16 protein-coding genes are annotated in these 14,228 nt (G+C 62.8%); 3 read left to right on the forward strand and 13 right to left on the reverse strand.

Annotated elements, in window-relative coordinates:
- Nucleotides 1-64: 64 nt before the first annotated feature.
- From DSCA_RS10700 to DSCA_RS10725, 6 genes are all read right to left on the reverse strand, one after another.
- Nucleotides 65-970: a hypothetical protein gene (locus DSCA_RS10700; RefSeq protein ID WP_167527704.1), complete on the reverse strand. Its 906-nt coding sequence runs from the start codon at nucleotides 968-970 to the stop codon at nucleotides 65-67.
- Nucleotides 967-1,554: a hypothetical protein gene (locus tag DSCA_RS10705; RefSeq protein WP_155316421.1), complete on the reverse strand. Its 588-nt coding sequence runs from the start codon at nucleotides 1,552-1,554 to the stop codon at nucleotides 967-969. Before DSCA_RS10705 ends, DSCA_RS10700 begins: the two co-directional genes overlap by 4 nt.
- A 117-nt stretch (nucleotides 1,555-1,671) precedes the next feature.
- On the reverse strand, nucleotides 1,672-3,192 hold the full coding sequence (locus DSCA_RS10710) for a hypothetical protein (protein WP_155316422.1): 1,521 nt from the start codon (nucleotides 3,190-3,192) through the stop codon (nucleotides 1,672-1,674).
- A gap of 49 nt (nucleotides 3,193-3,241) precedes the next feature.
- On the reverse strand, nucleotides 3,242-3,586 hold the full coding sequence (locus tag DSCA_RS10715) for a hypothetical protein (RefSeq protein WP_155316423.1): 345 nt from the start codon (nucleotides 3,584-3,586) through the stop codon (nucleotides 3,242-3,244).
- Nucleotides 3,587-3,663: 77 nt separating this feature from the next.
- Nucleotides 3,664-4,734, reverse strand: coding sequence for a histone deacetylase family protein (locus DSCA_RS10720; RefSeq protein WP_167527705.1), 1,071 nt, complete (start codon nucleotides 4,732-4,734; stop codon nucleotides 3,664-3,666).
- On the reverse strand, nucleotides 4,731-5,684 hold the full coding sequence (locus DSCA_RS10725) for a universal stress protein (RefSeq protein WP_167527706.1): 954 nt from the start codon (nucleotides 5,682-5,684) through the stop codon (nucleotides 4,731-4,733). The genes DSCA_RS10720 and DSCA_RS10725 overlap by 4 nt, the downstream gene beginning before the upstream one ends.
- Before the next feature lie 23 nt (nucleotides 5,685-5,707).
- Here DSCA_RS10725 and DSCA_RS10730 point away from each other — a divergent pair, with 23 nt between their 5' ends.
- The 3 genes from DSCA_RS10730 (at nucleotide 5,708) to DSCA_RS10740 (ending at nucleotide 8,315) form a co-directional block, all read left to right on the forward strand.
- Nucleotides 5,708-5,920, forward strand: a complete 213-nt coding sequence (locus DSCA_RS10730) for a hypothetical protein (protein ID WP_155316426.1) — start codon at nucleotides 5,708-5,710, stop codon at nucleotides 5,918-5,920.
- Nucleotides 5,921-6,021: 101 nt separating this feature from the next.
- Complete coding sequence (locus DSCA_RS10735; protein WP_155316427.1) at nucleotides 6,022-6,546, forward strand: TIGR03546 family protein; 525 nt, start codon at nucleotides 6,022-6,024, stop codon at nucleotides 6,544-6,546.
- On the forward strand, nucleotides 6,543-8,315 hold the full coding sequence (locus DSCA_RS10740; protein WP_167527707.1) for a TIGR03545 family protein: 1,773 nt from the start codon (nucleotides 6,543-6,545) through the stop codon (nucleotides 8,313-8,315). Before DSCA_RS10735 ends, DSCA_RS10740 begins: the two co-directional genes overlap by 4 nt.
- Before the next feature lie 73 nt (nucleotides 8,316-8,388).
- Here the strand turns inward: DSCA_RS10740 and pyk are convergent, their stop codons facing one another.
- From pyk to ahbB, 7 genes are all read right to left on the reverse strand, one after another.
- The gene (gene pyk / locus DSCA_RS10745) at nucleotides 8,389-9,813 is read right to left on the reverse strand and encodes a pyruvate kinase (RefSeq protein ID WP_231716442.1); all 1,425 of its coding nucleotides are present in this window, start codon (nucleotides 9,811-9,813) and stop codon (nucleotides 8,389-8,391) included.
- Between the two features lie 47 nt (nucleotides 9,814-9,860).
- Entirely contained in the window at nucleotides 9,861-11,204 is a 1,344-nt protein-coding gene (locus DSCA_RS10750; RefSeq protein WP_231716443.1) for a glycerate kinase type-2 family protein, read from the reverse strand.
- Between the two features lie 5 nt (nucleotides 11,205-11,209).
- On the reverse strand, nucleotides 11,210-11,488 hold the full coding sequence (locus DSCA_RS32525; RefSeq protein WP_231716444.1) for a pterin-binding domain-containing protein: 279 nt from the start codon (nucleotides 11,486-11,488) through the stop codon (nucleotides 11,210-11,212).
- The gene (locus DSCA_RS32530) at nucleotides 11,466-11,681 is read right to left on the reverse strand and encodes a hypothetical protein (protein WP_231716445.1); all 216 of its coding nucleotides are present in this window, start codon (nucleotides 11,679-11,681) and stop codon (nucleotides 11,466-11,468) included. Before DSCA_RS32530 ends, DSCA_RS32525 begins: the two co-directional genes overlap by 23 nt.
- Before the next feature lie 59 nt (nucleotides 11,682-11,740).
- Nucleotides 11,741-12,103 carry a hypothetical protein gene (locus DSCA_RS10760; protein WP_155316430.1) on the reverse strand — a complete coding sequence of 121 codons (363 nt, stop codon included), beginning with the start codon at nucleotides 12,101-12,103 and terminating at the stop codon, nucleotides 11,741-11,743.
- Nucleotides 12,104-12,142: 39 nt separating this feature from the next.
- Nucleotides 12,143-13,489 carry a B12-binding domain-containing radical SAM protein gene (locus DSCA_RS10765; RefSeq protein WP_155316431.1) on the reverse strand — a complete coding sequence of 449 codons (1,347 nt, stop codon included), beginning with the start codon at nucleotides 13,487-13,489 and terminating at the stop codon, nucleotides 12,143-12,145.
- Nucleotides 13,490-13,724: 235 nt separating this feature from the next.
- Nucleotides 13,725-14,201, reverse strand: a complete 477-nt coding sequence (gene ahbB / locus DSCA_RS10770) for a siroheme decarboxylase subunit beta (protein ID WP_155316432.1) — start codon at nucleotides 14,199-14,201, stop codon at nucleotides 13,725-13,727.
- Between the last annotated feature and the right edge of the window lie 27 nt (nucleotides 14,202-14,228).

Here is a 14,228-nt window from a genome sequence, read left to right on the forward strand (position 1 = left end):
AACGCTGTATCCTTATCGGGGACGATGGCGCGGGACAAGCAAGAAAGGCAATGTGACAAAAGTTTTACATGTACTTATCCCGCAGTGCGGTCAGGCGGGTCAGGTAGCGTTCCCGGTAGGCCAGTCCTTTCTGGTTGGAAATATCATAAAACAGGTAGTCGATATAGGGGCGGACATCGATGCCGTACTGGTTGAACTTCTCGTCGTTGGCCCGGTCGACGATTAAAATGGCGTAATAGCTCACCAGCATGCGCAGCTTGGATTCCCGCCTCAGCAGGTAACTTCGCCCGCCGAGGGTGTTGAGGAAATAACCGGCATAATCGTAAAGCCGTTCGATGGGCAGCGGTTCTCCGTCACCGGGCAGAGGCTGACGGCATTCGGCAATCCCGGCATAAAACATCGCCATGGCCGGTTCCAGAACCCGTTCTTCAGCGGCCAGGATATCCTTGACCAGGATCAGGCGGTCTTTTCCCAGTACCCGGTAAAAATGGGTCACATTCTTTACCAGGCGGAACATGTCCTTCATCTCCGCGATGTTTACCGGCGGATCGGCCATGAGCCGTTCCGCGCAGTCACGGAAAAAACCGGCGCTGCCCCCCTCCAGATCCCGGGCGGACAGGTATGAACGGCCGTCCAGGTAATTGAAAAAAGAGGTCAGCTGCACCGCGACCTTTTCACAGTCCACGGGCAGGGCATCGGCATCGCGACCGGGCGGCGGCGTACCGAAAACCGTCGGATAGACATCGTCACCCGGACGCATCAGGCGTTCCGACGCCAACTGCGCCCTGACATCTTCCAGATCCGCTTCCATTTTGCGAATCACCTCCAGGCACTCTTCCTGGGCCTGCTGGCGGCCAGCGGCCATCTGGCGCTGATGCCACTTCTTGACCATTACGTAAGCCACCAGACCGGAAACGACCAGGGCAAAAACAACGGCTACCGTCACGAGGGTCCTGTTCATGGAATTCACATCGATCTCCTTCTCTTCTGTCTATCAGTCCGAGGTGGTGATACGATTCGGCACAGTGCCCGCATGCCCGCGTCCGATGGCCGGCCATCCAGGACTGCCGCCGATGCCAGAGCCGCGTCTTTGGCGTCATGAAGTCGGGCCCCCAGCCGATCCGGATTGATCCGGTTCAGATCGGGGGGGTGGGTTACTTCCACCAGATGCCGTCCGCCGACAGCCCTCCTGCCGACGTAGGTCATCACCATACTCAATGCCAGCAGGGCATGATGGTGATCGGGAGTGGCTGAAACCGCACCGGAAATACTGCGGCACAGAAACTCATAACAGACCGGGGGGCGTCCCGCAACCAGTGTGCATCCCGTTGCGGACAACCAGCCGCGGGACGGGTCGAAAACCGATTGGGGCGGGAAGCACCGGACGACCTGCCCGAGAAAAGTGCTTTCACGGGTTTCCAGACAAAAATGCGATTGGCAGCAAACCTGCCGGCAGACCGAACAAAAAGGCCGGCAAAACCGAGTCATCTGCTGACAGACCCGCTGCTCAAGCTGGCCGTATCGATCTACGATCCGTTGGATATCCGATTTCATGAAACGGCTCTCATGGCGGCATCGCCAAAAAAAAGGCTCCGAGGATGGCTGGCCAGGCAGGAGCACCGATCGCCGAAATACCCTTTTTGTAGATCACATTGCCCTGCTTTTCAACACCTACATGCATCGCCCGCAGGTAAGGGACCAGGCCAGGAGCAAGGCAAAAGCCACCTGAAAAATCCGCATGCCCCGTCGGCGAAGCCGCCAGGGGGGCAGGGAAAAAGCCACAGCGAACCCGTTGGCCGCATACAGGGGCGTCAACGCCTCGGGGCTGCCGGCATGCCAGGCCACCACCAGGGCCGCCAGGTAAAGGTATCCCGCCCACGCCACGCCGACCGCCTTGAGCCGCCGCGGCCCCCGCACCATGGCATGAAACATCGCCGGCAGCACCAGCAAGGGAGCGAAGGGGCCAAAGCCCATGCTCCCGCTGCCTGAAAAAAACGGGACAAAGGGCGTATTCGCTCCGGGATGGCCGAAAACCGCCGCCAGGGTGGTGTAACCAACCGCCAGCAGACGGTTCAGATCCAGCCCCACCAGCCAGACCAGCATTTGCTGAACCGGCCCGGTGGGATCCACGCTGGCGAAAAAAAAACGCAACAGGTTGGCGGCGGCACCGGTCAGCCCGCCGGATTCAAAAAGAATGGCCCCGCCCCAAAGCGGATGTGCATTGGCCAGGTTCACCAAAACCACGGGAATCTGGGCCAGTACCAGGGCGGGCAGCAGGACCAGGAAGCTTGAAAAGGGTTTCGCCGCTGCCAGTTCCCGCAACATCAGCCACCCGTGCCGACGAACCACGACCACCGTCATCAGCAGAAACATCACCGGAACCAGGGCAACACTCAAGGGACTGGCGGACAGAGAAAAAAAGGTGCACAGGACAAACAAGCGCAAGTCCCCGGACCGGTGCTGCTCCACCAGGCGATAGACCAGGAGCATGGAAAAAACAACGGCTGCGGTGGAAACCATTTCCGCAGACGGCCATCGCCCCAGGGCAACCAGGCGGGGCATGCTGAGCACCATCAAGGTGACCGTCAGGGCCATGGGCGGCCAGGCGTAGCGCCGGGCCAGGGCATAGGTGGAAAGGCCGACGGCCATGTAGGCCAGCAGGCCGAAACCACAGGCATCGGCCCCCAGGCCAAAACGGGCCGTGTGAAAAAACAGGGCCTGGGCATTGAGCGGCTCAATCGCATCGGCCCCCGCAAACCGCCAGAATGCCCCCGGTATGGTGCCGAACCGCAATCCGTGCCAGGGAAAGGCCGGCGGAGGGGGATCCAGGGACCACCACCCCACCACCAGCAGGCCGGCCATCACCGACCATGCGCCCGCGATGGTTCCCGCTGAAAAGGCTTCCTGGCGGACCAGATTGCTCATCGCTGCCCACCACCGCGGCAGATCCGGCAGCCTCCGGAAACCCAGGAAAAAAACGGTGGCCAGGGCGGTCGACTCCAGGACGAACCCGGGCAGGAGCGATCCGCTGAGCAGAGAGAGCTGATGGACCAGTGACAAGGCGATGAACACCAAAACGACAGCACCGGCGCCGGCTTCGGCCAGGGTGTATTCCCGGGACAGGAGCCATGCAAATCCTGCCAGGATAAAGACGGCTGTCTCGGCGGACAGGCCCAGTGCGACCCAGGCCATCACCGGACGGTATCCAGGCTGGATGACGTCCGGGCCTCATCGGGGCGTTTCACGCGCGTTCCCCGCTTTTTACGGCAGCTTCCCGGGATTTCAGGTGCTCGACGATTTCAACCATGAAGTCTCGCATATTCCTGGCCAGGCGTTCGCATTCCGGGCAGTATACCTTTCGGAACATTTTACCGTGGGCATCGTTCTGGTGCCAGTACCATTCGATATAGGGTGAGCCCTTGCAGAATTTTTTCCCCGTATACTGGGCAATCGGGCATCCGACGCAGACCAGCACATAGAAGATGCGGCAGGGAGGACAATCAAGGACGCCGCCGTCCATCCCCTTTCCGGCGATGATCCGGTCCCATTTGCGGACAGACGCTTCCATGATGCTGATCTTGTCCATGTGTTCCCCCTTGCCCGGCTGACGACATATCCGGTCGGTGGGGCGTCAGCCGGCCCATTTCTCCTGCGGTGTCCCGGTTACCCGTGACTGGACAGCGGCCCGTCCAGCTGCGTCCCGAACCGCCGGTGGGTGTGGATGCAACGTTCCAAGACGGGGTTCAGCCGACCGGGGTCGGCACCTGCCGCCATGGCCGTTACATCGGTGGATGTCCGCCCGGTAAGTTCATCGATCATGGCCAGGGCCGAGTCGGACAGGGCGTCGGCGTTGTATCCCCCCTCCAGGCAGAAAACCACCCGGCCGGCACAGGTCTGCCGGGCAAGGTCGAGGAGCAGGCGGGTCAAACCGGCAAACCCCGCCGGGGTCACCGTCATCCCTCCCAGCGGGTCGTCAACATGAATATCGAACCCGGCGGAAACCAGGATCAACTCGGGTTTGAACGCCCGGACCACGGGAGTCAGGAGGCGCCGGTAAAGGGCCGTGAATTCACCGTCACCCCAGCCGCGGCTCAAGGGGACATTCATGGTGGTCCCCTCCCCCGGCCCCAGCCCGGTTTCCGTGAGATGGCCGGTGCCCGGATAGTGGGGGAACTGGTGAGAAGAGAAAAAAAACACCGACGGATCCCGCTCGAACATGTGCTGGGTCCCGTTTCCGTGGTGAAGGTCCCAGTCCACCACCATCACCCGTGCAACGCCCATGTTCGCGCGTGCGGCCATGGCGCCGATGGCCGTGTTGTTGAAGATGCAGTATCCCATGGCCCGGCTCCGTTCGGCATGGTGCCCGGGCGGCCGGGCCAGCACCAGGGCATGGGACAGGGTGCCGCCAACCACCTGCCTGACCGCCTCGATGGTTCCGCCGACGGCCATGGCTGCCGCCCGGTAGGAATGCCTGCAGGTCAGGGTATCTGCACTGAGGGCCGATGCGTCGATCGCGGCAGTGGCCTTGACCTGTTCCAGGTAGGCCGGGCTGTGCACCAGCAGAATCTCTTCGTCCGTGGCTGCCGGCGGGGTAACCGTTTTAAACCGGTGGTTCACCGCCGTATCCCGCAGGTGACGGTACAGAGACTTGAGCCGGCGGGGGTGATCCGGGTGGCCCTCGTCGGTCACATGCGTCAGGTAGACCGGGTCCCAAACCACGCCGGTGGCCGTCATCGCTGGCCCCCTCCGGGCGGTTGCCCCTGCACCGGCTCCGGGACCGTCAGCACGCAGCATGGGGATCGGCGCAGCAGCGCTTCGGTGGTCGACCCGCTGATCCAGCGGCCCACTTTTCCGGAACGACGCACACCGACGGCGATCACATCTGCAGATCGCTGACGGGCGACCTCCATCACCATCTCCTGCGGCACACCGGGAGCGACATCTACGGAAAGCGTGACGTGATCGGCAAACAACCGCCGGGCCTGCTGCCGCAGTCCCCGGCTCAGGCGGGCCTGAAGCACCTGCTGAACCTGGCCGTAGGACGCCTCATCGACATCCGACATGGCCTTGTCGACGGGTCTTTCCATGGCGTGAACCAGGTGGACGTGTGAATCGGTATCGGCCTGGATCGACTGCAGCAGCGGGACCAGCCGCTGCCAGTAGCCGTGGCCGTCACAACTGACCACAACACGGTGAAACGTGTCGGATCCCCGGTCGGGTTGACCCTCGCCGGGCTTGACCACCAGCATGGGGCGGGTCAGTGCCCGCGTCAGGCGTTCCACCACGGTGCCGATAAAAAGCCGCCGGAATCCGGATACGCCATGGCTGGCGGAGACCACAACCCCCGACGGAAGACGATTAACGAAAGCCACGGTCTGTTCCACCGGGTCCCCGAAACGGATCACCGCCTCCCAGTCCACGGCGGCATGGGCCATCAGTTCGCCAAACCGCTTCCGGGCGTCATCGGTATGCTGGGTCAGGTCTCCCCCCCGCTCGAATTCGGTCGTGGGGTGCAGCCGGTCCTGGGGATCGTGGACCGCATGCAACAGGTAAAGGCGAACCCCGGCGCGCCGGGCCAAGGCCACCCCGTGTTCGACCACCAGGGGGCTGAAGGAAGAAAAGTCGACCGTACAGATGACGGATTGAATGGTCAGCGGCATGATGGGGTGCTCCCTGTACAGCATTGGCAACATCATGGAAGGATGGCATGGAACAGGTGCCCGGTCTGCCTTTTTCAGCCAAATTGTATGAAAAAGGCGGCGCCCATGTCAATCTGAATGTCAGCGCCGCCCGCAGCGGACCGCGACCGGAAGAGAAAATGCATGAGCGGTGGCCGGCGCATGTCGAACCGGGCCGTGTCGCGGCGAGACCCCGCTCCGGCAGCCCGCCCGCCGTCAACGGATCCAATTCCGGAAATTGAACTATTCATTTGAACCGGGGGCGGATTGGGATTAAGATGAACCTCACACATGAACCTGCCCTCACGATCTGCTGGTTTTCCTTAAAGAAAGGAGAAGTATCATGATCGAAGCCGTCGCCAATCTGCTCAAGGTTCTCAATTCGGAAACCGAACCGGGGCAGATATCCCTGGCCCTGTGCCTGTCCATGGTTGCCGGCCTGACGCCGGTGCTCTGCCCCCACAACCTGCTGGTGCTGCTCCTGGTGCTGGTGCTGCGGGTGAACCTCTCCAGCTTCGTTCTGGGATGGGCCTTTTTCTCGGCGGTCGCCTACGCCCTGGATCCCCTCTTCGACCGTATGGGGTTGGCAATACTAACGGCCCCCCGCCTCACCGGGCTGTGGACCGGCCTTTACAACACCAGCTGGTTCCGCCTGGACCGGTTGAACAACACCATCGTCATGGGCAGCCTGATCTTCTCGCTGGTCCTGTTCGTTCCCGGCCTGATTGTTTTCAACCTGCTGATTCGCCGCTACCGGGAGCACATCCTCGCATGGGTGAGAAAAACCCGCCTCATGCAGGCCTTCAAGGCCACCCGGCTTTTCGAGGTGTATCAATCCGTATCCGGCTGGAGAGGGGGGGCCATATGAAACGCTGGATCCGCGCAAAAGGCATGGTCGCATTTGTCGTCGTGAGCCTTCTCATGGTCCTGGTGTGGGTCCTTGTGGTCGACACGGTGATCCGCCGCACCATTGAAACAGCCGGCACCCGCGCCGCCGGCGCCCGGGTGGACCTGGCCGGGGCGGACCTGTCCCTTTTTCCGTCAGGCCTTGAGCTGACCGGCCTTGCCGTCACCAACCCGGATTCCCCCATGCAGAACATCGTTGAGATCGGCAGCCTGCGCATGGACCTGGATCCGGGTTACCTGATCAGGCGCAAGATCATCATCAATGCCATGGCGGTGGAGGGGCTCAGGTTCAACACGCCCCGAAAGACCTCGGGTGAAGTACCGGAGCTGGCCGAAGATCGCCACCCCGGAGAGAAATCCGATGCGGCCGCGGTTTCCACGGCTGCGATGGAAAAAGTCTGCGGAAAATTCACCATGCCTGCGCTTTCCATACCGGACGTGGACACGATCCTGGCCGGGGAGCCCTTGGAGGCCCTCACCCTGGCCACCGGCCTGGGAAAAAAGATCGAGGCCGATCAGGCCCGGTGGGAAAAGGCGCTGACACGCCTGGCGGACGAAAAAACGCTGGCGGCCTACCGCGACCGGGTTGAGAAAATCAAGGGCACCGGCGGCGCCTTCGGCGCACTCCTGGGAAATGCGGGAGAAATTCAGCAGCTGCAGGCCGACATCCGGAACGATCTGAATCGCCTGAAAGAAGCCCAAACCGCCTTCACGGCTGACTTCAAAGATTATCAAAACCAGGTGCGCGACCTGTCCAACGCACCGGTCAAGGACATCAACCGGATCATGGACAAGTACAGCCTGTCCCCCTCGGGGCTGGCCAACATGAGCCGCATGCTCTTCGGCGAACGCCTGTGTGGATGGCTGGGGACCGCAACGGGCTGGTACCGTAAAATCGAGCCCCATATCGGCCGGCTGCCCGGCGCTGACGGCGGGGCACCCGAGCAGCAGGCCCCGCGGCGGGGAAAAGGCCAGAACATCCGTTTTGCCGAAACGCCTCCCATGCCCGATTTTCTGATCCGCAGCATGAAGGTCAGCGCCGCGGTGGCGGCGGGCAGCCTCACCGGCAAGGCCGAGAATATCACCCTGGCGCAGCACATCCTGGGGCGCCCCATGACCTTTGCCTTTTTGGGCCGGGAGATGAAGCAGATCAACATGTTGAACTTGATCGGCACCGCCGATTACGTGCGACCGGACGCCCCCGGAAACCATGCCCGCCTGACCATCAGCGGGCTTGCCCTGAAACACCTTCCCCTGGTCCGGGAAGGCGCCTTTCCACTGACCCTCCAACAGGCCACCGGCGATCTGAGTCTGACGCTGCAGATGGAAGGCACGGTGCTGGACGCGGACCTCCAGGCCGATTTCAAGGAGGCACGCTTTCTGACAGCCGCCGACGCCCCGCAGACCGCCATCGGCACGGCCATCGGTTCGGCCATTTCCGGGGTCAGCCGCTTTTCCCTGAGTGCCGGCATCAGCGGGACCCTGGCCGCCTATACGGTGGATGTTGCGTCGGACCTCGATCAGGTGCTGAGGGCCGCCGCCGGCAACCTGGTCCGGAAGGAAGCCGCCAGGTTTGAATCCGCCCTGACGGAGCAGGTCTCCAACCGGATGAAGGGCCCCGTGGCGCAGGCCCGAGAAAGCCTGGCCGGGCTGGGTGGCATCGACAGCGAGTTGAGCAGGCGGCTGCGCCTGGGGAACGATCTGCTGGGAGGGATGAAGCTGCCGTTTTAGCAGGAACCGCCCAGACGCGTCCGCCCTTGTCTGGGGAACGCTGGCCGAAATCAGGACGGGTGTACACTGGCCATCAGTCGTCCAGCTGGATGATTTCCATCCGGTTGTTGCGGTCCGGATATTTGGCGGACGGGCCTTCGGTCAGGACCACCAGCCGGCCGTCTTCTCTCTGGGCTTTCAGCCAGCGGCTGATCCAACGGCGCCAGTCCTTGGGATGGATCGGTTCAAAAACGGGCAGCACCCCATACGAAAACAATAACTCCTGGCAGGTCTTTTTCCGGGAACTGACCGCGGCAATCCAGACCGGCAGCCTGAATCGCGCAATGCGCCTGGCGGTGGCCCCGCTTCTGGTGGGCGTGAATATGGCCGCCGGGGAAATGCATTTCAGCGAAGCGGCCACACTCCGGGCGATCACATCCTGAAATGCGACCGGCGCCGTGGTCGTCGGCGGATGCGGATCTTTTCGATCGCCGTATAAGGGACGGTTCGGCTCAATCTCGGTCGCAATGGATGTCAGCATCCGGACGGATGCCACCGGATGGTCCCCCACCGCGGATTCTCCCGACAGCATGACGCAATCGGTACCGTCGAGGATGGCATTGGCCACATCGGTGGCTTCGGCGCGGGTGGGCAGTCGGTTGGCGACCATGGATTCGAGCATCTGGGTGGCGGTAATGATGGGCTTTCCCAACCGATTGGCCATGGCCACGATCTTCTTCTGCACCGAAGGAATCTGGGCGATGGGAATCTCCACCCCCAGGTCGCCGCGGGCCACCATGATGCCGTCGGCGGCATCGAGAATACCGGCAAGGTTTTCGACGGCCCGGGACCGCTCGATCTTGGCGATGATCATGGGATCATGGCCCAGGGCGTGGGCAGCCGCCCTGACCGCGTTTACATCGGCAGCACTTTCGACGAAGGACTGACTGACCGCGTCGACACCGCATTCCAGAGCGAATTCCAGACACTGGCGGTCGCGGTCGGTGAAGGCCGAGATGCCCAGGTCGACATCCGGGATATTGAGCCCCTTGCGCGACCGGATCGGCCCGCCGACAACCACTTCACAGAGAACGTCGGGTGCACGCACATCGATGACCCTGAGCTGGATGAAGCCGTCGTTGATATAAACGTGGTCTCCCCGGCCGACCACCGAGGGAAGCTCGGGAAAGGAAACACTCATGCGGTCGATCGTTCCGGCGACCGTTTCAGTGGTCAGGGTCAGCGGCTGTCCGTTTTCCAGTTCGAGCGGCTCACCGACCAGTTCACCGATACGGATCTTGGGACCCGGCAGGTCGGCCATGATCGCCACCGGTCGGCCCAGGTCGGCCGAGGCCTTGCGGATGGCGTCGATATCCCGGGCGTGCCCGCTGAACTCCCCATGGGAAAAATTCAGGCGGGCCACGTTCATCCCCGCCTCGACCAGTTGCGACAACACCTCCGGCGAACGGGATGCCGGACCGATGGTGCAGACGATCTTGGTTTTGTTGACCGGAAACATGGGCTGACCTTTCATGCTGGTATGATGGATGCCGGGGGAACGGCCATTCACTGGCCCACGAGCACGATCTGAAGATCCATGACATTGGTTCGGGTGGGGCCGGTGACCAGAAGATCCCCCAGGGGATGAAAAAAGCGATACGCGTCGTTGTTGGCCAGGCAGCGGCCGGCGGAAATGCCCAGGGCGTCGGCGCGGGCAACCGTGGAACCGTCGGCAAAGGCACCGGCCGCATCGGTGGGACCGTCCGTGCCATCCGTACCGGCGGAAAGCAGCAGCGTACGGTGATCACCGGACAGCTCGAGGCCTGCGGCAAGGGCCAGTTCCATATTACGCCCCCCCAGTCCGTCGCCCCTGATCGTCACCGTGGTTTCCCCGCCGGAAAGCAGACAGGCGGGGGCCGGGATCGGACGGCCGGAACGGCGGACCTCCTTGGCCACGGCACACAGCACCTTGGCCACATCCCCCGCTTCTCCCTGGATCATGCTGGAGAGCACGAGAGGAGTGAATCCCTGCCGTCGGGATTCGTTTTCAGCGGCCCGCAGCGCATCCGAAATGCTGCCGACGATCCGGTTGTCCACACGGTCGAATACAGGGTCGCCGGGCTTCGGCGTTTCATCCGCCTGCCCCCGGTCCCCCCGGAAGAGATGGCGGCGCACCGGCTCGGGGATGCGGTCCGACAGGTCATGGCGGTGCAGGATCTCGATGCAGTCGGCGAAGGTGCCCGGGTCCGGTGCCGTTGCCCCCGAGGCGATGATGTCCAGATTGTCGCCGATCACATCGGACAGTATCAGCGAAACGATGCGGGCGCCGTTGGCATGCCGGCACAATTGCCCGCCCTTGATGCGCGACAGGTGCTTGCGGATGGTGTTGATCTCGTGGATCGTCGCCCCGCAGGCCAGCAGCAGACGGGTAGTCTCCTGCTTGTCGGCCAGGCCGATGCCGCCGGCGGGTGCCGGGGTCAGGGCGGAGCCCCCGCCGGAAATCATGCACAGGATCAGGTCATCGGGGCCGGCGGTGGCCACCAGGTCCAGAAGCGCGGCCGTGGCCCGGACGCCGTTTTCATCGGGCACCGGGTGTCCGGCTTCCATCACCCGGCAGCGCTGCAGGGGTACCGCGTGGTCGTATTTGGTGATCACCAGGCCGGCGTCGATGCGGCCGCCCAGCACCCGCTCCGCCGAACGGGCCATGGCCGCGGACGCCTTGCCGGCACCGATCAGGTATATCCTGCCGGCCGCTCCAAGGGGATAAACCGTCTCACCCACCCGCAGGTCGCCGGCAGCCAGGCGAAGCTGCCGGTCGACGCAGCCGGCCGGGTCCACCGCCTTGATGCCGGCGTTGAAAATGGTCCTTGCGATGGTTTTCAACCCCTGTCTGCCGCCCGCCGTTTTCAACTTGTTTATCCTTCCAGAATGCCGGCCCGGAACGCCTTGAGGTAGTTCATGCAGAAGCTGTCCCGGCCGGCCGGGGCCTCGACGGCGACGATCGCGGCCATCATCCGCTGGTCCAGCGGGTTGATGAGCGCCCCGTCCAGTCCCCTGGGGATGGCCATGGTCATGAAGGCCTGGTTCATGAATTTACTCGCCGGCAGCCCGTAGGAGATGTTGCTCAGCCCGCAGGCGGTGTGGATGCCTGGAACGGCCGCCACGATTCGCTTAATCGTGTTGATGAACGCCACCCCGAAAGTGCCGTCCACCAACAGGGGGCTGCCCCAGCGGGTCCACGAAGATTCCGGCATTGACGTCAAGATAATCCGCCCCGGCCTCTGCCTGCTCCGTGGCCACCTGCTGGATGGCCGCGGCATCCTGGGCTTCGATGGCCGCCTTGATCGCCTTCCTGCTGGCGTTGATCAGTTCGCCGATGATAATCATGGATATACTCCCGTGTTGGGTTGCTGTCAATTTATGGGCCATGGAAAACGATGTCGGCCTTACTGGTAATCCCCCATCAATTTCGGCACGACAGCGGTTATATCGGTGATGGACAGGAACGTGGTGGCGACCGGTTCGGGCATGCGGTGGTAAGCCAGCACCCACCCCATGATCTTGGCACAGCCGATGATCAACAGGACCACGGAACTGGTATTATTATTGACCGTCCAGCGGGCAACCGTTGCCCAACGGCCTGAATGGTTATCGGTTCTTTTCAGGCGTGCCGTGCCGCCCCGGCACTTCAATAACGCACCCACCATCGGCAGGACGCGACACAGACCCGCTTCGACGCCGGAAACATGCATGACGGCCGCCACCATCTCATTCACGTGAACCCTATCCATATCCGGTTTATCTGTCATTGGGCCTGACCTTACCTCCAAGGGGCTGGCAGGAAGGGATCAATGCCCGGCCAGTTGCTTAAGGCGGGTCAGCACCTCCCACGAAAAGGTCTCGCTCTGGCAGGGAAAAATGGCGTTGTTGGTGAAAATGGGATCCGACGCCAGATCGTAGCGGGAGGCCGCCACGGCGTCATCCCACATGGGGGTATGGGGGATGGGGGTGTAATGGGCGATCACCGGGGTGACCCCGGCCTGCTTCACGACGGCGATGGAGTTTTCCACGCCGGTCACATCCTGGCCGGGAAGCCCCGCCAGCAGGTAGGCGCCCACCTGGCCGGCATTGAATCCGGCGGCCTTGAGGTGACCGATCGTGCGAAGGAACTCGTCTTCGTTCACTTTCCGGTCCATGGACTGCCGCCGCTCGAATGCCGTGGTTTCCAGCCCCAGCCGAATCGTGTGGAACCCGGCCCGCCGCATCAACCGGGCCAGCGGCAGGGTAATCTCCCGGATGTGCAGGGCGTTGGGGGTATGAAAGCGCACATCCATGCCCGCAGCGATAATCCCCTCAAGCAGGGGAATGATGTGGCGCTCGGCATCGACCAGCAGGGCGTCGTCATAAAAGGCAAAATCCCGCACACCGTGGTGCCGGTGCCAGTATTCGATTTCAGCCACGACCGACCGGGGGCTGCGCCGCATCATGCGGGGCTGCAGCCGGTGGGAGGCGCAGTAGGCACACTGGAACGGACACCCGCGCGAGGTCAGCAGGGGCACATGCACCAGGCGGGACGCCAGGTCCATGGCCGCCCGGGGCAGGCTGTCCAGGTCCTGCGGGTCGAACCGGGGGGTGGGCGACCAGCCGGTCATTTCGGCCGCCAGCGGCAGGATGGCCCCTTCTCCCGGGCCGACCACCACCCGGTCGGCCCCGCAGGTGCGGCGCGCATGATCGGTGCACAAGGTGGCATAGATGCCGCCCAGCACCACCGGGACCTGCGGGTGTATGGACCTGACGGCGGCAATGGTTTCACGAGCCCCCGGATACCAATAGGTCATCAGGGATGTCACCAGCACCAGGTCCGGCGGGTCCATGGCCGACAGATCCCGTCGGAACCAGTCGGGATCGATGCCGTAGCGGCAGTAATTGCGCGGGATGTCTTCGAGGCCCGGCGGTTTGGCGATAACGGTTTTCAGGTAAGGACCGCGCCCGCAGCGCGCCGATGGCGACGGCCGCGACGCGGAGCTCGGGTGGAAGCGGTCCAGGCAGTCCAGGTAGGACACCCGGGCCCCGTGGTGGCGCAGAATCCCTCCCAGGGTCAGCAGACCCAGCGGGTTGGCCCAGAAGTCGTAGGCGGCAAAATCGTGAATCCAGGGATTGACCAGCAGGATATGGGGGGCGTGGGAAGGATTCATGGGACCACCGGTTGCTTACCTGACCCGGATATACCGGAAACGACATGCAATTTATTTGGGTTTTTTCTATTATCTGGGTCTCAACATGTAGGTTCCCCGCCAGAAAGGGTAGCTTGGGGCCCAGATCAAGGCCGCAGTGTTATTGAAACCGCAGGCGCAGCAGCGCTACGTCGAGGACGTTCAAAAACGTGAGAACGCAGAGATGGGCGGCAAGATGCCGTTTCTGGTGGGGAACCTATATGGCATCGGGAAAATACGTCATCGAAATCTTCTTCAGCTCCCGGCGGCTGAACAGCAACTGGTAGGTCTCCACCCCTGCGCGTTCCGACATTTCACGGGCCGTCTCCCGGCACTCATCCTCGTCCTTGCCGTGGATCATGGTGTACAGGTTGTAAGGCCAGCCGTCAGCCGGGTCGCGCCGGTAGCAGTGGGAGACGGCGCGAAACGACGCCATGATCTCCCCCACGGCCTCGATCCGGTCCTCGGCAACCTGCCAGGCGGTCATGGCATTGGCCTGGTAACCGGACTTCTGATGGCGCAAGGTGGCGCCGAAACGACGGATCACCCCCCGTTCGGTAAGGCTGTCCAGCGTCTCGATAAAGGTCGCTTCGGGGATCCCGATCGCTTCGGCCAGCACCTGGTAAGGGCGGGATACGATGGGGATGTCCCCCTGAATGGAGGCAATCACTTTCTTTTCGATTTCGGTCAGCATGGGCGATGTTATGGATGGTTGTCTCAT

The organism is Desulfosarcina alkanivorans, assembly GCF_009688945.1.
Classification (GTDB): Bacteria; Desulfobacterota; Desulfobacteria; order Desulfobacterales; family Desulfosarcinaceae; genus Desulfosarcina; species Desulfosarcina alkanivorans.